Source organism: Mycobacterium florentinum (assembly GCF_010730355.1).
Lineage (GTDB): Bacteria > Actinomycetota > Actinomycetes > Mycobacteriales > Mycobacteriaceae > Mycobacterium > Mycobacterium florentinum.
Map to the genome: position 1 here is coordinate 6,094,156 of NZ_AP022576.1, position 20,338 is coordinate 6,114,493.

At 64.9% G+C, this 20,338-nt stretch carries 10 protein-coding genes; 5 read left to right on the top strand and 5 right to left on the bottom strand.

The genetic code is table 11. The annotated features are described in order from the left end of the window. Positions 1–294 precede the first annotated feature (294 nt). Both G6N55_RS28750 and ngg read left to right on the top strand, forming a co-directional pair. Positions 295–2,100, top strand: coding sequence for an N-acetylglutaminylglutamine amidotransferase (locus G6N55_RS28750; RefSeq protein ID WP_085221650.1), 1,806 nt, complete (start codon positions 295–297; stop codon positions 2,098–2,100). Beyond that, positions 2,097–3,881: an N-acetylglutaminylglutamine synthetase gene (ngg, locus tag G6N55_RS28755; RefSeq protein ID WP_085221651.1), complete on the top strand. Its 1,785-nt coding sequence runs from the start codon at positions 2,097–2,099 to the stop codon at positions 3,879–3,881. The genes G6N55_RS28750 and ngg overlap by 4 nt, the downstream gene beginning before the upstream one ends. 3 nt (positions 3,882–3,884) lie before the next feature. Here the strand turns inward: ngg and G6N55_RS28760 are convergent, their stop codons facing one another. The 3 genes from G6N55_RS28760 to G6N55_RS28770 all read right to left on the bottom strand — a co-directional run bounded on the left by G6N55_RS28760 (position 3,885) and on the right by G6N55_RS28770 (position 15,598). Continuing rightward, complete coding sequence (locus G6N55_RS28760; protein ID WP_232078861.1) at positions 3,885–5,720, bottom strand: aldehyde dehydrogenase family protein; 1,836 nt, start codon at positions 5,718–5,720, stop codon at positions 3,885–3,887. Then, positions 5,717–14,821, bottom strand: coding sequence for a BTAD domain-containing putative transcriptional regulator (locus tag G6N55_RS28765; protein ID WP_264002009.1), 9,105 nt, complete (start codon positions 14,819–14,821; stop codon positions 5,717–5,719). Before G6N55_RS28765 ends, G6N55_RS28760 begins: the two co-directional genes overlap by 4 nt. A gap of 120 nt (positions 14,822–14,941) precedes the next feature. After that, positions 14,942–15,598, bottom strand: coding sequence for a glycoside hydrolase (locus G6N55_RS28770; protein WP_139826795.1), 657 nt, complete (start codon positions 15,596–15,598; stop codon positions 14,942–14,944). Between the two features lie 191 nt (positions 15,599–15,789). Here G6N55_RS28770 and G6N55_RS28775 point away from each other — a divergent pair, with 191 nt between their 5' ends. After that, complete coding sequence (locus G6N55_RS28775; protein WP_085221736.1) at positions 15,790–16,713, top strand: class I SAM-dependent methyltransferase; 924 nt, start codon at positions 15,790–15,792, stop codon at positions 16,711–16,713. Here G6N55_RS28775 and G6N55_RS28780 read toward each other — a convergent pair. Together G6N55_RS28780 and G6N55_RS28785 are read right to left on the bottom strand one after the other, a co-directional pair. Continuing rightward, positions 16,685–17,980 (bottom strand): glycosyltransferase, encoded by a 1,296-nt coding sequence (locus G6N55_RS28780; RefSeq protein ID WP_085221655.1) that lies wholly within the window; start codon positions 17,978–17,980, stop codon positions 16,685–16,687. The genes G6N55_RS28775 and G6N55_RS28780 overlap by 29 nt on opposite strands. A 288-nt stretch (positions 17,981–18,268) precedes the next feature. Further along, on the bottom strand, positions 18,269–19,039 hold the full coding sequence (locus G6N55_RS28785) for a class I SAM-dependent methyltransferase (protein ID WP_085221656.1): 771 nt from the start codon (positions 19,037–19,039) through the stop codon (positions 18,269–18,271). A gap of 363 nt (positions 19,040–19,402) precedes the next feature. Between G6N55_RS28785 and G6N55_RS29510 the strand changes: the two genes are divergently transcribed. Together G6N55_RS29510 and G6N55_RS28795 are read left to right on the top strand one after the other, a co-directional pair. Then, on the top strand, positions 19,403–19,684 hold the full coding sequence (locus G6N55_RS29510) for a hypothetical protein (protein ID WP_139826786.1): 282 nt from the start codon (positions 19,403–19,405) through the stop codon (positions 19,682–19,684). Between the two features lie 9 nt (positions 19,685–19,693). Then, entirely contained in the window at positions 19,694–20,326 is a 633-nt protein-coding gene (locus tag G6N55_RS28795) for a class I SAM-dependent methyltransferase (RefSeq protein WP_085221659.1), read from the top strand. Positions 20,327–20,338 lie beyond the last annotated feature (12 nt).

Sequence of the window (20,338 nt, forward strand, 5' to 3'; positions counted from 1 at the left end):
GACCGCAATTCGGTTTAACAAAAGGGGAACGCGGTTATTCGCACCGCCCGCCGATCGGCGTTGCTCGGCTATGTGAGCCCGCAGCCGCGCCCGACGCTTCGCGAGGTCGCGAGGCCGCTGGCGTTCGACGACCGCGGCAGTCACCACCTATACGGAGTGCCGGACGAGTCGCCCGTCCTCGCTGTGCACGACAACCCGCCGGGCCCGGGCTAACCGCGCGTCGGAACCAGCGGATAAGCCGGGCGCTGCGTTCCCGGCAACTCCTTTTCTCAGCAACGCGGTTAGGCTCAATTGATGTGCGGAGCCACCGGTGAGGTGCGACTCGACGATCGTGTGCCCGACGTAGCTGCGGTTTCGGCCATGGCTGCGGTGATGGCGCCAAGGGGGCCAGACGGCGCGGGGGTGTGGTCACAGGGGCGCGTTGCCCTGGGACATCGTCGCCTGAAGATCATCGATCTGACCGAGGCGGGCGCCCAACCCATGGTCGACGCTGAACTGGGCCTGACGATCGTCTGGAACGGCTGCATCTACAACTACAAGCAACTACGCACCGAACTCGAGGGCCACGGCTACCGGTTCTTCTCGACGTCCGACAGCGAAGTCCTGCTCAAGGCCTACCATCGCTGGGGCGACGACTTCGTCAGCCGCCTCAAGGGCATGTTCGCGTTCGCCATCGTGGAACGCGAGAGCGGCCGGGTGCTGCTGGGTCGGGACCGGCTCGGCATCAAGCCTCTGTATCTGACCGAGGACAGCAACCGAATCCGATTCGCCTCGACGCTTCCGGCGCTGCTGGCCGGCGGCGGCGTCGACACCCGGATCGACCCCGTCGCGCTGCACCACTACATGACTTTCCATTCGGTGGTGCCCGCGCCGCTGACGATTCTGCGCGGCGTGCGCAAGATTCCTCCCGGGTCGCTGCTGGCGATCGAACCCGATGGACGGCGCGTTGCCACGACGTACTGGAAACCGGATTTCACCCGGCACGCCGACCGGGCCGACTGGTCCGAGCGGGACTGGGAAGACGCCGTGCTGTCCAGCCTGCGCCTTGCGGTCGAGCGCCGACTCGTTGCCGACGTGCCGGTCGGATGCCTGTTGTCCGGCGGCGTGGACTCGAGCCTGATCGTCGGGTTGCTCGCCGAGGCCGGCCAACACGGGCTGTCGACCTTCTCGATCGGCTTCGAGTCGGTGGGGGGTGTCGAGGGCGACGAATTCCGGTACTCCGACATCGTGGCCGAGCGGTTCGACACCGATCACCACCAGATCCGCATCGAAACCGATCGGATGCTGCCCGCGCTCGACGGTGCCATCGGCGCGATGAGCGAACCGATGGTCAGCCATGACTGCGTCGCCTTCTACCTGCTCAGCCAGGAGGTCGCCAAACACGTCAAGGTCGTGCAGTCGGGTCAGGGCGCCGACGAGGTGTTCGCCGGTTACCACTGGTATCCGCCGATGGGTTCACCCGACGCCGCGACCCTCGAGGGTGCCGTCAGCGAATACCGCGGCGCCTTCTTCGATCGCGACACGGCGGGCCTCGAGGCGCTGCTGGCGTCGGGCTACGTCGCGCCCGGAGATCCCAGCGGGTTGTTCGTCAGTGAGCATTTCGCTCAAGCCGGCGCCGAAACCGGCATCGATCGGGCGCTGCGGCTCGATACGACGGTGATGCTGGTAGACGACCCGGTGAAGCGGGTAGACAACATGACGATGGCGTGGGGGCTGGAGGGGCGGGTTCCATTCCTCGACCACGAGCTGGTCGAGCTGGCCGCCACCTGCCCGCCGGAGCTGAAGATCGCGCACGAGGGCAAGGGCGTCCTCAAACAGGCCGCGCGACGGGTGATCCCGTCCGAGGTCATCGATCGGCCCAAGGGCTACTTCCCGGTTCCCGCGCTGACACATCTCGCAGGCCCGTATCTGGACCTCGTCCGCGATGCGCTATACGCGCCAATCGCCAAGGAGCGCGGGCTGTTTGACGCCGAGGCGGTCGACGCGCTGTTGGCCGACCCCAACGGCAAGCTGACGCCTTTGCGCGGCAATGAACTCTGGCAGATCGGCCTGCTGGAGTTGTGGTTGCAGCGCCACGGGGTGACGGGGCCCGCCGCATGACGGACCTCGATCCTTCAGACGACCATCCCGAGGCGATTACGCTCGGCCTGCACGACGCCTCGCCGCCGCACATGGTGGACGCCATGGCCAAGGACGTCGAGCTCGAATTGGGTTGGGGCAGGCTAATCTTCGGCCAGACGTTTGCCGATCCCGACACGCTGGCCGAGGCGCTACGACGAGAAGCGGCCGGTCGCCGCGACATCTGCATCTACGCCCGCGAGTCGCACGTGGTGGTCGCCAAAGCACCAACCGAGCTTTTCATCGATCCCAGTCACACCTATCGACTGCGCTTTACCCCCGAGCACGCGGAAGGCTTGGCGCCGTCACCGCTGGGCGTGACAGTGCGCACGCTGAATGACCCCGCCGATGCCGATGCGATGAACCGCGTCTTTGTGCGCTGCGGAATGGTTCCCGCTCCGGTGGAGACGATTTGGGACAACCACCAGCACGCGGATGCGGTGACCTACCTGGTCGCCGTCCGCGACGAGGACGGCGCGGTGGTGGGCACCGTGACCGGCGTCGACCACGAGGTGTTGTTCTGCGACCCCGAGCACGGGTCGAGCCTGTGGACGCTCGCGGTCGACCCGGCTGCTGGATTGCCCGGCATGGGCGAGGCCCTGACCCGCACGCTGGCTGAGCACTTCCGCAGTGCGGGTCGCGCCTATATGGACCTGTCGGTCGGCCATGACAATGCTGCCGCCATCGCGCTCTACGAAAAGCTGGGTTTCCGCCGCGTTCCGGTGCTGGCGATCAAGCGGAAGAACGCCATCAACGAGCCGTTGTTCAGCCCGCCCCCGGAGACCGTCGATGACCTCAACCCGTACGCGCGGATCATCGCCGATGAGGCGCTGCGACGTGGAATCCAGGTCGAGGTACTCGATGCCGAGACCGGCGAGATGCGACTGTCTCTCGGCGGCCGCAGCCTGATTACCCGCGAGTCGCTGTCGGAGTTCACCTCGGCGATCGCTATGTGCCGATGCGACGACAAGCGCCTGACTCGGCGCCTGGTCTCCGACGCCGGCATTACCGTGCCGCGTGCCCGCCTGGCCACGTTCAACGACGACGACTATGTGTTCTTGCACGAGGTCGGCGAGGTCGTCGTCAAACCGACTCGTGGAGAACAAGGTAAGGGCATCACCGTCGGCGTTGTCGCCGAAGACGAGCTCACTACCGCCCTGGCGCGGGCGCGCCAGCAGTACCCGGAGGTGCTGATCGAGCAGCGGGTAAATGGCGATGACCTCCGATTGGTTGTGATCGACGGCCGGGTCGTTGCCGCGGCACTGCGAGTGCCTCCGGAGATCATCGGCACGGGGGAGCACACCGTGCGGGACCTGATTGCGGCCGAGAGTCGGCGGCGTTCTGCGGCCACCGGGGGTGAGTCCCGTATTCCGCTCGATGACCTCACCGAGTCGACGGTCCGTGATGCCGGTTGGATGCTGGACGATGTGCTGCCCGAGGGAATTCGGCTGCGTGTTCGCCGCACCGCCAATCTCCATCAGGGCGCCACGATCCACGACGTGACCGCCCAGGTGCATCCGGACCTTTGTCGGGTCGGGGTGGCTGCGGCCGAGGCGATCGGCATCCCGGTGACGGGTATCGATTTGCTCGTCCCCGACATCACCGGCGTTGAGTACGCCTTCATCGAAGCCAACGAGCGGCCCGGGTTGGCCAACCACGAACCGCAACCCACAGCCACTGCTTTCATCGACTTCCTGTTTCCCGGGCAGCAAGGCGTGCCGACGGCGTGGAGTCCCGAAGAGCCTCCACCGCATCACGATTGAGGGTCAGCCGCGTACCGCGGAAGCGAGAATCCCTGGCAGCGCAGCAGGATTGCGGAGCACGGCGAATTTGACCAGTCGGCGTACCGTGGTCAAGGCCGTTTTGTTGGTTATGAAGAACACCGGTTTTGGTGAGAGCGTCAGCTCGCCGCCGAAGAAAGAGCGTGGCGCCGGGCGGAAGGGAACCTCGACCACGGCCTTCTGCGGCTTCGCCAGCATGAAAGCGTTGTGCACCATGCCGATACCGCTGCCGATGCTCTGCGGGGTGTTGCCGGGATAGGCGCCCCAGGGTGCGAGCGCGAAGACCATCCCGGTCCACACATTAATGCCGATGGCGCCGTAGTGCAGCCGTGCGATGGCGTCATCGAGCACTTCAGCATTGTGCTTGCGGGTCTTGGGGTCGATGGCGATGACGGCGCCGAGGGACCCGGGCAGTACGTCGTTAGCGAATGCAACGGCGTTGTCCAGGAATTGTTTTGGGGTCTTGCCGGGGAGGCGCACAACGCCGAGCACTCCTGCGAATACCTCGTCTGTCAGGATGCTGGCTCCACTGCCTGGGTCGACGTCGGGGATGAGGGCGCGAGTCTTCTGGTTGCAAAAAAATTCGGCGCCGGGCATACCGTCGCACGCTTTGGCGGTCCTCTCCTGCGAGTGTGGGTAGTACGGCGGTCGTGGTTCGGCATCGCGCATGACGGTGCGGATTTCGTCGATAAGTTTGTCGGCCAGTGGCCAGTCCTGCGGGATGACGAGGAGTTGGGTGGCGTTGCAATTGTGGCCGCAGTTGGTGAGTTTGGTCGTCGCGATGTGCTCGGCCTGGAACCTGAGGTCGGCATCGCTCCAGTCCCCGGGGACGACAATGAACGGGGTGACGCCGCCGAGTTCGGCGGTAATCGGCTTGCGTACAAGCGGTGTGTTGTCAGCTTTTCGAGCCGCGACGCTGTCGTCGGTGCCCCAAGTGACCGCGTCGTAGGTAGCCGCCGAACCCGTCATATGGATCGTGTCGATCTTCTGGTGTTGTGTTAGGTAACCACCAACATCGGCGCCGCCGTACAGGATACGAAGCCAGCCCCGCGAGATGAATTCACCGAAGATCTCTTCGTAGAACGGTCCGAGGTAGTCGTTGACCGGGTTCAACTTCACGGCGCAGACATTGCCCCGCACGTACAGCTGGTCGATGATATCCAGCGCCGTGATGGAGCCCAGGTTGCCGGCACCCAGTACCAGGCAGACTCCGGACCGGCCCGGGGTGCGACCGCGGTAGATCTGGGCGGCGTCCCTGCGCGTCTGCTCGGCGTCCGTAGCCGCCTCCATCCACACGGTGGCGTGGTAGCCGTGGAAGAACAGACGGTCGTACGGGGTGAGGGGGAAGATGTCGACGACGACCTGGCCATCGGGCCGCGTGTGCACGGCTCCGGCGTCGATCGGTTCCTTTCCGGCGAGAATCCGCTTGAGGACGCGTAGTTGCGTGTTGATGGCCTGGATGGACACCCAAATGTTGGTTGTCCACTCCTCCGCGGCCCAGGTGGAGTTCGACGAGATACCTTTGGCCTCGGCGGAAGCGGTCACCATCTGCGGGGCAACATCAAAGATCCTGTGGGGCAACGCTTCCAGCATCGTCACTTTGTCGGCCAAGGGCAAAGCCGCCCAGCTCGGAGCGCCGGAACTCAAGTCGTCGAGCGCCTTTTCGAGCGCTGGTGCGTCCATCGCGGTCCCCGCGGTCATCGTCGCCCTCCGATCGCCGACCCTATTATCTGCAAAGTAGGCTCGAGCTCGGACGAAATCCACGGTGCCAGCAAGTTGGCAGGCGCTGTTGTCAGAAGCTGGAGATCTCGGTTCGCTCACGTATCGAGTTCCTCGAAGCGCGCGAGCGCTACGTCGAGGTCCGCCTCGTCGAAGAATTCGTAACGTTTGATCAGGTCGCCATCAACGATGAAGACATCGGTCATGCGCCACTCGGCCTCGAAGCCCCCTCGCGACGTCCCCTGAGCTGCGTGGGTGACAACCGCGCCACGGTCGGTTAGCCGATGAACGCAGACGGGGTAGACGTGGCTGCGGGCCGAGTCATTCAGCGAGACGCGGAGGTATTGACTCAGGTCGCCCGGCGCCAGCAATGCCCCACGTCGATGATCGATGTCTTCGAAGTCCTCTGTTGTCGTGGGCATTTCCCCTCGATTGATCATTTCGAAAACCCGGGTTATGGCTGACCACGTACGCGAGTATGCGGCCGCCTCGCCGGCGAGATATCGTGCCTCAAGCTCTGCGAAGGCGGCGGCCACGTCGTCGGTATCGAAACTAATCTGGGCGACGATCCGATTGTCGGAGTTTGCCTCCACGACGCCGAGCGTCTCCGTGAAGAACGCGGGCCCTTGATCGCGGCCTGAGAACACGAATCGACCGAGGGCCAGGCGATCGCCGCGCGTCGCAATGACCGTCGACGAGATATCCGTCCTCCCGAGTTCGGCGATCGCCCGCATGTCCGCGATTGCGGCGTCTCTCCCGAGTCGCAGTCCCGTGCCCACTACCCGACGGCGATCATCGGCAGAAGTGTTGTCTGCTAATGTCTCTGACATGGCGGTCCAGTCGCCTGCCGCGTAGTACGCCTGGAAGCGCTCGACAAGCTGACTTGCCGTATTTTCTAATTGCGGCGGCCGCGAGCACAATTCGTCGAAGCGGGCAAGAGCGGCGTCGAGGTCCGCCTCGTCGAACATCTCGACGCGGCTGATCAAGTCGCCGTCGACAGTGATGACGTCTGTTACGTGCCACTCAGCATCGAACCCCCGGTGCGACGTATTCCTCGCCACATGGGTGACGACCGCGCAGGAGCCTGCCAGCCGATGAACGGCCTCAAGATAGATGCGGTTGCTTTTGATGTCGTCGAACGATGCACGAAGGTATTCGATCAGTTCACCGGGAGCCAGTGGGCCTCGGCGATGGTCAATATCCACAAAGTCCGTTGTTATCGCTGGCATTTCACCTCGACCGAGCGCAACAAACCCCCGGGCGATGATCGACCACGTGTGCGCGTGGGGGGCCGCCTCGACCGCGAGGTATTGAGCATCAAGTTCCTCGAAGGCCGCATCGATGTCTTCTGCGTCGAATAAGGCGGCGGTGGTGAGTCGGTTGTTGCCATCGGCCTGAACGATGCCAAGCATGTCTGCGCTGGTCTCCCCGGGTTCGAAGTCATGGGCCGAGGACCAAACACGACTGAGGGCGAGGTATTGCCCGCGCGTCGCGATCACGGTCGATGCGATAGCCTCGAACCCGACCTCGGCGACCGTCCGCATATTTGCGACATGGACATCACGACCGCGCATAACACCTGCGTTGACAACCCGGCGGTGATCATGTGACCAGAAGTCGTCAATCATTGTGTCGGCCAATGCGGCCCAGTCCTGGGTGGCGAAGCAGGTCCATAGACGCGCTACCGCTCGGCTTGCCGCGTTTTCCAGTGGCGGCGCCTGCGGCTGCAGTTCGTCGAAGCGGGCAAGAGCGGCGTCGAGATCCGCCTCGTCGAAGACCTCACCGCGGTTGACCAAATCGCCTTCGACCGTCAAAACGCTGACCACTCGCCACTCGGTGTAGAAACCCTCTTGCGAGGTCTCGTGCGCCACGTGCGTGATGACACAACCGAGGTCGTTCAGTCGATGCACCGACTCGATGAAGCTCCTCAGGTCAGATGCGTGTTCCCACGCGGCATTGAGGACTGTAGACATCTCGCCGGGCGCGATTGATGTCCCTCGTCGGTGGTCGATGTTCACCCAGTCTGGCGTAGTCTGGGGCATTTCGCGCCGATTGAGCACGGCAAAGCCCTGCGTGATGACCGACCACGTGTCAGCGTGGGCGGCGGCTTCGGCCGCGAGGTAGCGGGCATCGAGTTCGGCGAATGCTGCGTCGATGTTGTCGAGGTCGAATGCGACGGTCGCGGCGCACCGGCCGTCTGCATTCGCTTCGACGACGATCAAAATTTCTACGACGAATCCCTCTAACCCGTGTTCGTATGCGGCATACCGCAAACGGCTGAGGGCGAGGCGTTCACCCCGGACCGCAATTACAGTCTGTGATATTTGTGTGGTGCCGACGTCGACTTGTGCTTGCGCGCTGACGATCTCGGCGTCACGGCCGTAGACGCCGCCGCCTGTCAGGTGACGACGATCGTCGGTGTAGTAGTCGTCGGCCAGTACTTCCGCCGCTGCTTCCCAATCGCGGGCGACGACTCGTTCCAGATAGCGAGCAGAGGCGCGGCTGGCTGTGTTTTCCAGCCCTCGCGCGGTTGGGTGTAATTCCTCAAAACGTGCGATCGCAGCGTCGAGGTCTTCTTCATCGAATAGTTCGCAGCGGCTGACCTTTTCGCTGTCGATTATCGAAACGGCGATTGCTCGCCATTCGGCGTCAAAGCCCTCCTTCGAAGTTCCGTGGGTCACGAAGGTGATGACCGCTCCGAGGTTGCTCAACCTATGGACCGCCTCGGCATGAGTTGTGTCATGGTCGAGTTCGGAACCGGTACTGACAAATGCAAGCAGCTGACCGGGGGCGAATGCCACTGTGCGGCGGTGATCGACGCTCACGAACTCCGGCGTGGTCGGCAGCGGCTCGTGTCGGTTGAGCGCGGCGAAAGTTTCCATGATCACCGACCACGTGTGCGCGTGGGCGGCTGCCTCGCCGGCGAGGTAGCGCGCATCGAGTTCGGCGATGGCGGAATCGATGTCGTCGGGTTCGAACGAGGCGATTGCGGCGATCTGCTGGTTGGCGTCGATTTCGGCGATGCCGACTACCTCCGTGAGGAACTCCGCGGCGTCTTGGCCGCGGAATGCGAACCGGACACGCGTGAGGGCAAGGCTGTCCCCGCGGGTGGCAATGACGTGCGGCGCCACCGTGGTGAGCCCGATGTCGGCAATCACCCGCATATCGGCGATCTGACCGTCCCGACCATGCCGGATTCCCGCGCCGACCACAGCACGGCGGTCGTCACTCCAAAAGTCGTCGCTCATCATCTGCGTCATGGCATCCCAGTTTTGAGCTACGAGATGCCTCATGAATTGCTCGCCCAGTCGACTCGCCGTGTTTTCCAGCCGATACACCGGCCGGCTGAGCTCTTCGAACCGCGCGAGCGCCGCGTCCAAGTCTGCCTCGTCGAACAACTCGAAGTGATTGACCCTGTTGCCCACTAGCGTGGACACGATGACGTCTTGGAACTCGGCGTCGAAGCCGGCGTTCGAGGTTACCTGCGCCGTATGAGTGATGACCGTGCCGAGTTCATTCAGCCGATGCACGATCGTGGGATGGATGTTGGTTCTTTGGCTTTGATCGATCGCAGCGCGGAGGTATTGGAGGAATTCACCGGGCGCGAAAGCGGCGGCTCGGCGGTGATCAATCGTCACGGCGTCGGCTGTCATCGGGGGTAGCTCGTGTCGGCTCAGCGCGGCGTAGTTCTCAGTCGTTATCGTCCACATGTGTGCGTACGGCGCCGCTTCGCCGGTGAGGTAGCGCGCCTCGAGATCATTGAACGCCGCGTCGACGTCGTCCAGATCGAAGATATCGACCAGTGTGATCCGCTTGTCAGCGTCGATCTCGATGAGATTGAAGGCATCGTTTTGGACTGTCTCGGGGTCGCGACCGGCGGCGCGCACGCGTGTGAGAGCGAGGCGCCCGCCGCGGATCGCAACAACATCCAACATCGAAATCGAGAAGAGCTCGGCAGCCACCCGCAGGTCGTCGATCACGGCATCTCGGCCACCCCGCATCCCGGCATTGACGACCCGCCGGTGATCCATACCGGAAACGCTCTCGGCGAGAGTTTCAGTCACCGCATCCCAGTCGCGGGCCGCGAAATGTGACCAGAAGCGGTCGTATACGCGCGTTGCCGCGTTCTCTGGCCGCCGTGCCGGACGGCTGAGTTGTTCGAACCGCGCGAGCGCGGCGTCCAATTCCGCCTCGTCGAAGACTTCAGAGCGGCTGATCTTGTCGCTGTCGACCATCAATATGGTGATCCCTCGCCATTCGGCGTCGAAGCCCTCTTGCGAGGTCTCCTGCGCCGCGTAAGTGATTACCACCCCGAGGTCAGCCACCCGATGCACGGCCTCGATATAAATTCGGGTCTCTTGCTCGGCGTCCAGCCCGGCACGCAGGTACGCGACCAGGTCACCGGGCCCGAACGCTGCCTCCCCACGGTGGTCGATGTTGACCCAGTCCGCTGTAGTTGCGGGAAATTCGTGCCGGTTGAGCGCGGCGTAGGCCCCAGCGATGATCGACCAGGCGTGCGCGTTTGCCGCGGCTTCGCCTGCGAGGTAGCGGGTTTCGAGCTCGGCAATGGCAGCGTCGAAGTCGTCAGGGTCGAACACGACGTCGGCCGCTATGCGCCCATCGGTGTCGATCTCAACGACGTTGATGGCATCGCTTGCAATTGTCTCCGAGTCGCGGCCTGACGCATGGGTGTGTATAAGCGCGAGGCGCTCACCGCGAATCGCGATGACGGCCAACATATTTATCTCCATGCCGACGTCTGCCGCTGCCCGCAGCTCGTCGATGCCGGCGACTCGACCATATCTAATTCCGGTATTGACAACACGCCGTCGATCGTCGATGGAATAGTTATCGGCCACTACTTGAGTTATGACATCCCAGTTGCGCGCGGCGAAGTCGGAAAAGAGCCGTTCGTGTACACGGGTTGCGGCGTTTTTGAGCCGGCGGGCTGGTGGCTGTGCCTCTTCGAACCGGGCGTGCGCGGCGTCGAGTTCTGCAGTCGCTCCGTCGATGTCGTCGATATCGAACCACACGTCGAGCGCGAATCGACCGTCCTCGTCGATGCCGATTAGCTGTAACAACTCTTCGCGCGGCGCCCCGGGACTGACATCCGCGTTGCCCAATTCCGTTTTGTAGAGAGCCAACCGCTCGCCTCGCACAGCGACAAGCGTGCGACGGAGTTGAACCATTCCGTCCAGCTCGAGAGAACGTCGTGCGTCGTATGGCCATCGGCCAGACCGAAGATCGGCGCTTGCAAAACCGAGTATCTTGCGGCGACTCTCGAAGAAGATGTCGTCCGCGAAATATCCCTCGAACTCGTCAAAGGCCCCACGATGGAAAGCCGCATCTCCGCGGGCGACCGCTCGCACGCACGCATTGTCGAACTCGACGTGCGACGGCTCGGGTCGAGCGGACGGAGCGACGGGCTGCTCGACGCGCCTGCCGAGAAGACCCCGCGCCATCTCAGCCAGTGCCGCAGCGCCTTTGCGTTCGTACAAGCCAACCGCTTGCTCGGCGGAGGCTCGCGCTCCTGCGACATTCCCGGCGGCCGCCAAAACGGTTGCCAGCGTGAGGCATGCGTCGCCGTGATCAACCAGGGCGTCAGTGCGCTCGGCCAAAGTCACCGCAGCCTCCGCAACCCGGCGGGCCTCCTCGTGGTCACCGCCGCGCGCCAGCAGATGTGCCCGAAGCGTGCGCCAGCCCATCGACGCTTTCAGCGCGTGGCCGGCGAGACGCTCGCTCTCCGAGCATAATTCGTCCGACTCGGCGACGCGGTCGAGCGCGAGGCAGGCACGGCCCAGCAGCGCGGCGGTCTCGGCGGTGTCGGCGTCGAGGCCCATGCGACGAAAGCCGTTGTAGGCCTTGCGCAGAGGTGGCTCGGCCGCCGCAGGGTCGCCGACGATGAGCTCGACGATGCCGGCGAACTGCTCAACCTCGAGCCGCGCGTGACGTAACCCGAGTTCGACGACGGTGCGTCGGGCGGAGTCGATCATCCGCCGTGCCGCGGCGGCGCGTCCGCGGAAAGCCTCCAGCACGGCCTGACAACGGGTGGAAGTCGCTTCGACCGCGGGGGAGTCGGTGGTGATTCGGAGCAACCGCACCACGTCAAGACACCGCCCGCCCGCGCGCGGAACTGGGTTGGGCCCCCATAATGCCGCGAGCGGCGCCCCCGCCAAGACCGCGTTCACCCGCCGGTGTTCACGCGCTCGTCGCGCCGCGGTCAGCGCGTCGTCCAACGCGATTTCGCAGTCGCCGATTCGCCCGAGGCGGGCGAGGCATCCGGCGCGTACGGTATGCGCCTTGGCTTCTCCGTTGGCGTCGTCCAGTTGGGCGAGTTTGGCGGCGGCCGCGCCCAACGCAACCTCCGCCTCGTCCAATCGCTCGGGGTGAATCAACATCGAAAGTTGGCCGTCGAAGCATGTTGCCCATGCCGCCAGCCGGGCCGAATCGATTGTCGTTTCCTGCAATTGGGCGACCGCACCCGCCGCAGTAACCACATCACCCGCGGCCAGCAGGGCCTCACAGCGCGCAATCAACAGCTCGGCAGTTTGGTCGTCGCGATCGGGCAGCTCGTCGTCAAGCTCCTCGAGCGAGTGCAGGGCGTGACGGTACAGGTCGGCGGCTCCCTCATAGGCGAGTCGCGCCATCGCTTGGTCTGCGGCCCGCCGGCAGTAAAAGACTGCCTTGGCCGCGTTTCCCGCCCAAGCGCATTCGTAATAGTGATGAGCCAACTCGGCCAGCAGCTCGTCGTCGGCACCTGGCAGCGTCTCCAGAGTCGCGGCGATGCGCTGGTGCAATCGCATGCGCCGCACCGAGGCCAACTCGGCCAGTAGCGACTGGCGGACGATCGCGTGGTTGAACCGGTAGTTGCCGCCGGGCTCCTCGATGACGATGCCTGCTTGGCAGGCCTCGTCGAACGCGTCGATCAGGTCGCCCCCGACCACGCTCTCGACCAGTTCCAAGGCGAACCGGCTACCGACGACCGCGGCCGCCGCAAGGGCCTTGTTGGTCTCGACCGGAAGCCGGGAAAGTCGGCGGCTCACCGCTTCTCGTACGCCCTGCGGCAGGGTGCTCTGATCCCATACGCCGCCGCTCTCGTCGATGTGGCGCAGGGCCTCGATGAGGAAGAAGGGATTACCGCCCGTGACGGACGCCAACGCGTGGGCGAGTTCATCGTCGTCGTAGCCGGCTTCGGCGACGTACGTGGTCACGTCCTCCTCGTCGAGACCGGTCAGGCTCAGCCGGTTGGCCGTGCCGTCGCGGTGAAGGTCGGCGAGCGTCGCCGCCAGGGGATGGGAGCGGTCCAGGTCGGTGCTGCGGTAGGTGCCGACGATCTGCACCCGGGCGTGGTCGCCGAAGCGCAGCAGATGCCGCAGCAGCAGCAGGGTCGGCTTGGCCGCCCAGTGCAGGTCGTCGAGTATCAGCAGGACCGGCGCACTCTTGGACGCGATTTCCAACAGCGCAACCACGGCATCGAAGAGTGCGTAGCGCTCGGTGTCGGGATCCGGATGGGCCCGAGGGGAGAGATCGGGCACGACATCGCTCAGCCCGGGCACCAGTGCTAGCAACGCGTCGGCGCCGCGCAGTCCCCGCAACCGGTCGGCGCCCATGCACGGAACGAGCGAACGTAGCGCTTCCGCGAACGGCTGATAGGGCGCACCGAGGTCCTCGTCGCAACGGCCATACAGGACGACCGCCCCTTGCGCATAGGCCCGCTGCGACCACTCACCGGCCAGGCGTGTCTTCCCGACGCCGGGCTCGCCGGCGATCAGCACCGTGGGCACACCACCGGCAAGTGCGGCCTGCCACACCGACAGCAGGCGTTCCAGCTCGCGCCCACGTCCGACGAACGGCCCCGGTCCGACGAGTACCGCGGGCAGGCCGGGACGTTCCATCGGCGGTTCGGCGGTCTGCGATTCGGGTTGGGCCGAAGCGGTTTCCAGCCGCAGCTCGAAAACATGCTCGGGGCGGACAAGGTTCTTCAGCTGACGCATTCCCAGGTCGTTGAGCATGACGTCGTCGGCCAGCGAGTCGATGACGAGCTCGGCAGTCGCACCGGAGCACAGGATCTGACCACCCTCGGCCAGCGATCGCAGGCGCGCCACCCGATTGACCGCCCGGCCGAAGTAGTCGCCGTCGCGAAGCTCGGCCTCGCCGGTGTGTAACGCCATCCGGACACGAATGGGCTCGCGCGATGTCCATGGCTCGTGAGTGATCGCGTCTTGCAACTCAATTGCCGCTGCGGCGGCCGCGGACGGCCGTTCGAACACCGAGAAAGTCGCATCGCCCTCGCCGCGTGTTTTGATCAATCGTCCGCCCCGCGACGTGACGACCTGCTCGACCAGCTCGTCGTGACGCGCGAGTGCTCTCGCCATGGCATCGGCGTCGGCCTCCCACGCGGCAGTCGATCCCTCGATATCGGTGAGCAGGAAGGTCACGGCGCGTGTCACTGACGGAAGATGCTGTGTCACAGCAACATCCAGTGACGTATCTTGAGCGACGATCGCGGTTTCGAGCCGCCGAAGCTCCGGCCCGGGATCGACCCCCAGCTCGTCGGCCAGCAGCGACCGTGCTCGTTGATAAGCCGCAAGGGCTTCACCCTGCCGCCCGCCCCGGTATAGGGCGAGCATCAGCTGGCCCCATCGCCTTTCGCGCAGGGGAGCCTCGGCCACTGCCGCCTCGAGGTCGCCGATGACTTCGGCGGCCCGGCCGGTGGCGAGTAGCGCGTCAGCCCGATCTTCGACGAGCGCGGCGTGGCTTTCGATCCAACGGGTCTTCTCGGACAGCCCCCGCTGACCGTCGGGGAGTTCGGGGACTCCGCGCCAGAGGACCAGCGCCTCCTCCAATCGCACCGCCGCTTGATTGGTGTCGCCGACGGTGGCCGCATCACGCCCGGCCTTGGCCGCTAACTTGTAGCGCGACGCATCCACGTCGGCGCCGTCTAGCCTCCAGCCCGCTCCCTCGGTGACCACGAGGCCGTCGCCAAGCGCGCGGCGCAGCGAGGAGATATGGGTCTGCAGGGCCTTGGCGGCCGTGCGCGGCGGATCGTCACCCCACAGCAACTTGATCAGCACGTCGGCGGGCACGACCGATCCGTCGTGTAGCCCGAGCATCGTGAGGATGGCGCGCGGCTTGGCGCCCGGAATAGCGACGGGCGTCCCGTCCTGTCGGACCTGGAGAGGTCCCAAAACCCCCAGTTCCACCGATGAAAGGCTACTCACATCAGCCATCGTCGGTGGCGGAATTCAATACCTGGTCAAGATCGAGTAAAGGCGCCGCGCCCAATTCACGGCTGTCCGCAACCCTGCGCGCTGGCTAAGTCTTTACTCCGGCGGCGCGGGGGTCATCGAGGCGATGTAGTAAACCTCGTTGCCCTTGGGATATCCGCCGCCGCCGGTGGCGATGTGGACGTGGTCGTAGTGGTTGGCGGTTTCGTTTCCGAGGTCGGCGGTCCAGGCTCCCGAGTTGGGGCCCGGATAGATCTTCTGCCGCCAGATCACGTGGTTGATGCCCCACCGCTTCGCATTGGCCAGCGCATATCCGGCGATCTGGTTGCCGAGTTCGATGCCCTCGGGGCTGGCATGATTCGGGATCATCACGTCGATCGCCAGCCCATTGGGATGCCATGGCAGAGCGTCTTGCCGATACCCGTAGATGGTCTTGATCTGCGGGAACAGCACGCTGATGACACGGGCGGCCCAGATGGTCTTCACCTGCAACCGGTCCTCGGACGCGACACCGGCGGGCAACGGGAATTGGAAGCTCTGTGCCCCGGTCGGCGCGGTCGCCGCCAGCGCCGCCAACGACTCCACCTCCGACGGAGTGGCGACATGCGGGCCCAGTCCGGTCGCCGGGTCTTTCGGGGGCGGAGCCGCGGTCATGGTCGGGGTTGCGGTGGGGGGTTCAACAGGGAGCGACGACTTCGTTCCTTGGGCGTAAATCATTCCGGCAGAAACGACGAGCGAGGCCGCGATCGCCATCCAGCGGCTCCGGCCGATGGCTAACACGTTCCTGCTCACCCAGAGCACTTTAGTGTCGTGTGCGACGCATGTGGCGGTCTTTGTTGTTTCTTTTTGGTTCGCTACCTGCGGATCGTGGCGCTGCGGCTCAAGTTATGGTGGCTGCTATCGAATTTCTGCTCTCGCGGGCCGGTTTCAGGATGGGGGTAACGGTGTCATCGGATGGCGCAGCGCGTACCGAAGGGGACAGTTGGGACCTTGCCTCCAGCGTGGGAGCGACGGCAACAATGGTGGCGGCATCTCGAGCGTTGGCGTCACGCGATCCGGATCCGCTGCTTGACGATCGGTTCGCCGAGCCGTTGGTCCGCGCGGTGGGACACCCGTTCTTCACGCGCATGCTCGACGGCGATATTCCTCTTGACGACGCGGATGTACCCCTGACCGCGCGGCAGCGCTGCGAGCAGATGGCCGTGCGCACAAGGTTTTTCGATAACTTCTTCCTCGCCGCGACCGAGAGTGGGATCCGTCAGGTCGTCATCTTGGCGGCAGGCCTCGACGCGCGGGCATACCGGTTGCAGTGGCCCGAGGGCACGGTGGTCTTCGAGGTGGACCAGCCCGAGGTGATCTTGTTCAAGGACACCACGTTGGCTCAGATCGGCGCCGAACCGACCGCCGAACGGCGAGCGGTCGGAGTCGACCTGCGCGACGACTGGCCTACGGCCTTGCGCGACAACTTCTTTGACACCGCGGCCCCGACGGCCTGGATCGCCGAAGGCCTACTGCCGTATCTGCCGCCGGATGCCCAGGATCGGCTTCTGGACAACATCACCGCACTCAGCGCGCCGGGCAGCCGCCTGGCCACCGAAAACATCACCGACATGCGCGTGTTCACCGACGAGCGCGCGCGTGCCTTACGCAGCGGGTGGCAAAAGCACGGGCTCGATTTCGACGTCGCCGATCTGGTGTGGGTCGGTGAGCGTCGCCAAGCCGGCGAGCACCTGGCGGGTACCGGCTGGACGGTCACGCAGCATCCCACCGAAGACCTGTACGCCGAAAACGGATTTGCGCTTCCGGATCACGAGCTGCTGGCCGAGTTTCGGCGGACCATCAGCTACCTGAGCGCAGAACTGGGCTGACCGCCGATCGTTTAGGGCCGGCGAAATCCTCGAGCAGATCGGCCGCACTGGCAACGCTCGCGTCGGGTTTGCTCATCCGAGTGGCGAATTCTCGGGCTCGGCTCACGCATTCCGGAGTGAGGATCTGGCGTAGATCGGCGACCAATGATGCCCGGTTCGTGTTCGCAAACCGCCGCGCGGCACCGACCTTGAGTCTGGTGATCTGAGCTCCCCAGATCGTTTGAACGAGGTCCATCGACAGGACCAGCGTGGGAACTCCGGCGCGCAGGCCCGCGGCCGTGGTGCCCGTGCCGCCGTGATGCACGACCGCGCGGCAGGCGGGAAAAATTGCCGCGTAGTTGACCTCGCCGACCACCTTGACGTTGTCGAAATGTGGCACGGCGCCGAAGTCGCTCCAGCCCGAGCACACCAGCGCCCGCTCACCGAGTTGCGCACATGCCGCGCTGATCATCTTGACCGTGTCGACGGGAGACTCGACCCGCATGCTGCCGAAGCCGAAGCAAATCGGCGGCGTTCCCGCCGCAATCCACGACGCGACTTCCTCGTCGGCGTCTGTCGTCAGTTCCAAGGTCAGCGCTCCGACGAAGGGTCGCTGCCCCTTCCATTTCGCCCATTCGGCTTCCAGACCGGGAAAGCAAGCCTTGTCATAGGCCTGGATTTCCAGCGATCCACGATCCGCGATGCGTCGCGAGGCTGGACGCGTCGCGTCGGGAAGGCCCAGTTCATGGCGTTGTGCGTCCTCGAGATGCTTCGTCATCCGCCATGTCAGCAAGTTGGACACGCTCATTGCCGAACGGACCAATGGGGAGGGCAGGATCGGGACCAGTTGACCGTTGGCCCGGATCGGGACGTAGTGCAGGGTGGCCAGCGGCATGTCGTAGTACTCCGCGACGTTGGCCGCGGTTTCCATGAAGCTCTCGCCGGTGAAGAGCACATCGGCGCCGTCCGCCAGTGGGGTCAGCGTTTCGCTCATCTGCACCCAGCTCTGGACGACGGATTCGCGAAGTTCGCGCCACATCCTGATCAGCGAGGGGACTTTCCACGAGTTGTGGAAGGCGGACGCCCAGAAGTCGCGGTAGGTATCCAGCCATTCCTGTGTGTCGAGCCCATAGGCGACCGCGTTGAGCCCGGCCGCTTCGGCGAAGGCGACGAGGTCGGGCGAGACGGCCATCTGCACGTCGTGCCCTCGGCGCAGCAATTCGCGGCCGACAGCGACTGACGGCTCTATATCCCCCCGAGTTCCATAACTTGCGAGCACAAATCTCATTGCGGATCCCGGATCTTCAGTTGTGGCCTGCCTAGTCCGACCTCAGGGGGCATCGGTGGAAGTGGTGCTGCGGGCCCAGCGTAGCGTGCCTGGGCGGTGGTGTGAGCAAAGTCTGGATGCATCATGTTCGGGCTCTTCGAGACGAGGAATCTGCGCGTTAATCACTTCAGCACCAGCTGGGGCCGATGAAGTGGTTCTCAAAAGCGAAAACGCATGCGATATCACTTTGGCGAACAGCCACACCCCGCCTTTCCCGTGACCCGTGGGAATCGCGACGCAACATCCGGCTCATGACTCGGCACCGCGCGAAACGCGGTCGGCGCGCCAGCACCACGCGCGCATCGGGATGTCGATCATGTCGGCTCCGGGAAAGCGTGCCTCCATGGCCGCGCGCGCCGCGTCGAGCGTTCGGGCGCGATCCTCCGGGGAGGCGATGATCGCCCGACTGTAGGTCGCCAGCATCGCGACGGCGTCCTCGAGCGTCATCGTCCGCACGAACCGGAAGATCTCGCGCTCGATGTTGTGAAAGATCTGCGGTTCGGGAAGGTCGAAGTGCAGGCGCTGCCGGAAGCGGTCGACCGATTGGACCTCTTCGAGGTCTTGGCCGGGCAGCCGGCCCAGGTCACGCACCCAGTCCACCTCACGGTCGCGGCTCGTCCAGATCAGGCCGAACCGACCGCCGTCGCGCAGCACCCGACCGATCTCGGGAAGGGCCCGTTCGTGATCCATCCAGTGCCACGCCGACGACACGAACACCCCGTCGGCGGTGGCGTCGGCAAGCGGGATCGACTCGCCGCGACCCTCGAATGCGCGGACTCCCGGGGATCGCTCCGTGAGCACCTTGCGCATTCGTGCGTCGGGCTCCACCGCAATGACTTGAGCTGCCCTGTCCACGAGGGTGCGGCTGAACAACCCGGTTCCCGCCCCGACGTCGACGGCCACCTCACAACCGGGTGGCACCAGCCAGTCCACCGCCTCCTGCGGGGCCTGGGGCCGCAGTCCGTCGTAGTCTTCGGCAATCGATCCGAAGGACATTGCGCGTTCTTGGCGATCAGTCACACCGCCACGCTAATGCGCTTACCTGTGTCTGAACTTAGTGATTCCCATGTGCTGCAAGCGTTTCGTGCAATCGGCTAAAGGCCCGGTCAGTCGCCCGACGCGGCCACCAGACGTCGTACATCACGATGTCACCGTCATGCCGCAGGACTCGGTTGGGCCGGTCATCGTGCGGGAACCGGAACACCGCCCCGAGTTCGATCTTGGACGGGTCCAGGCGCGCAGCGTAGCGGCGATCTTCCGCCATCGCCTTCGGGCGAGTGCCCGCCTGAACGGAGCCAAACGAATCCGGACCGCAAACGGCTCCGGCGGCGCACAATGATGTGGCCGGCTGCCGGCTGGACGTTTGCGGGGAGGAGAACCGACATGACCGACACGACACCATTGCTACGGCGTTGCGCCGTAGGCGTGTTCGCTCTCGTGATGGCAGGGTTGCCGACGGCCTGGATCGCGGCGCCCGCGGTCAGCCGGGCCGACCCGTATTGCGCCCCGGGGTGGGCCTGGAGCGTCGAATTGAACCAATGCGTGTTTGTGCTTCCGGCCGCAAACGGGCCGGGCGGACCGGGTGGCCCGGGCGGACCGGGTGGGCCCGGCGGACCGGGCGGCCCCGGTGGACCCGGTGGACCCGGATTGCCGGGCCACCACTAGACATGACGTATGACCGCACCGCGACGTCGGGGGTTTAACAGCGCCATCACCGGGGTCTGGAGTTTCCTGGCCCCCGCCTACGACCAGCCAACTTTGCAGCAGTGGGTGTATCGCCCGCCGCACAACGAGGTGATCGCGCGGCTGCGTGACCATCAATCACGCAGGATCGCTGACATCGCTTGTGGGACAGGAATTCTCAGCGATCGAATCGAGCGTGAACTGCATCCCGAGGCGATCTATGGGGTCGACATGTCGGACGGCATGCTCGCCCAGGCGCGCGCCAGATCCGATCGGGTGCAGTGGTTGCGTGGCCCGGCCGAGCAGCTGCCCTTCGACGACGGCGCCCTCGACGCGGTCGTCACGACCTCGGCCTTCCACTTTTTCGACCAGCCGGCAGCGCTGCGGGAGTTCCATCGCGCCCTGGTGCCGGGCGGACTGGCGGTCGTCTCCGCACTGAGTGCGCGTCAAACGCTGCTGCATGTGTCGAGGAATAGGTGGAAACCGCAGCACAACGCATCGCCGGCCGAGGTGCGGTCGATCTTCGAGGGCGCGGGGTTCACCGTTGCCGATCAGCACCGCATCCCGCGGCCCTTCTGGCTTCGGTTCGTATCCGACGTGGTAACCGTCGGTATCAAGAGCTGAGGCCGCGTCGGG

What these genes read in the sequence shown, in the direction of transcription:
- G6N55_RS28770 (WP_139826795.1), bottom strand. Translation starts at nt 15,598, where the DNA reads ATGGCGATCGCGGCCTCGCTCGTCGTTTCTGCCGGAATGATTTACGCC.
- G6N55_RS29510 (WP_139826786.1), top strand. Translation starts at nt 19,403, where the DNA reads ATGACCGACACGACACCATTGCTACGGCGTTGCGCCGTAGGCGTGTTC.
- G6N55_RS28780 (WP_085221655.1), bottom strand. Translation starts at nt 17,980, where the DNA reads ATGAGATTTGTGCTCGCAAGTTATGGAACTCGGGGGGATATAGAGCCG.
- G6N55_RS28750 (WP_085221650.1), top strand. Translation starts at nt 295, where the DNA reads ATGTGCGGAGCCACCGGTGAGGTGCGACTCGACGATCGTGTGCCCGAC.
- G6N55_RS28795 (WP_085221659.1), top strand. Translation starts at nt 19,694, where the DNA reads ATGACCGCACCGCGACGTCGGGGGTTTAACAGCGCCATCACCGGGGTC.
- ngg (WP_085221651.1), top strand. Translation starts at nt 2,097, where the DNA reads ATGACGGACCTCGATCCTTCAGACGACCATCCCGAGGCGATTACGCTC.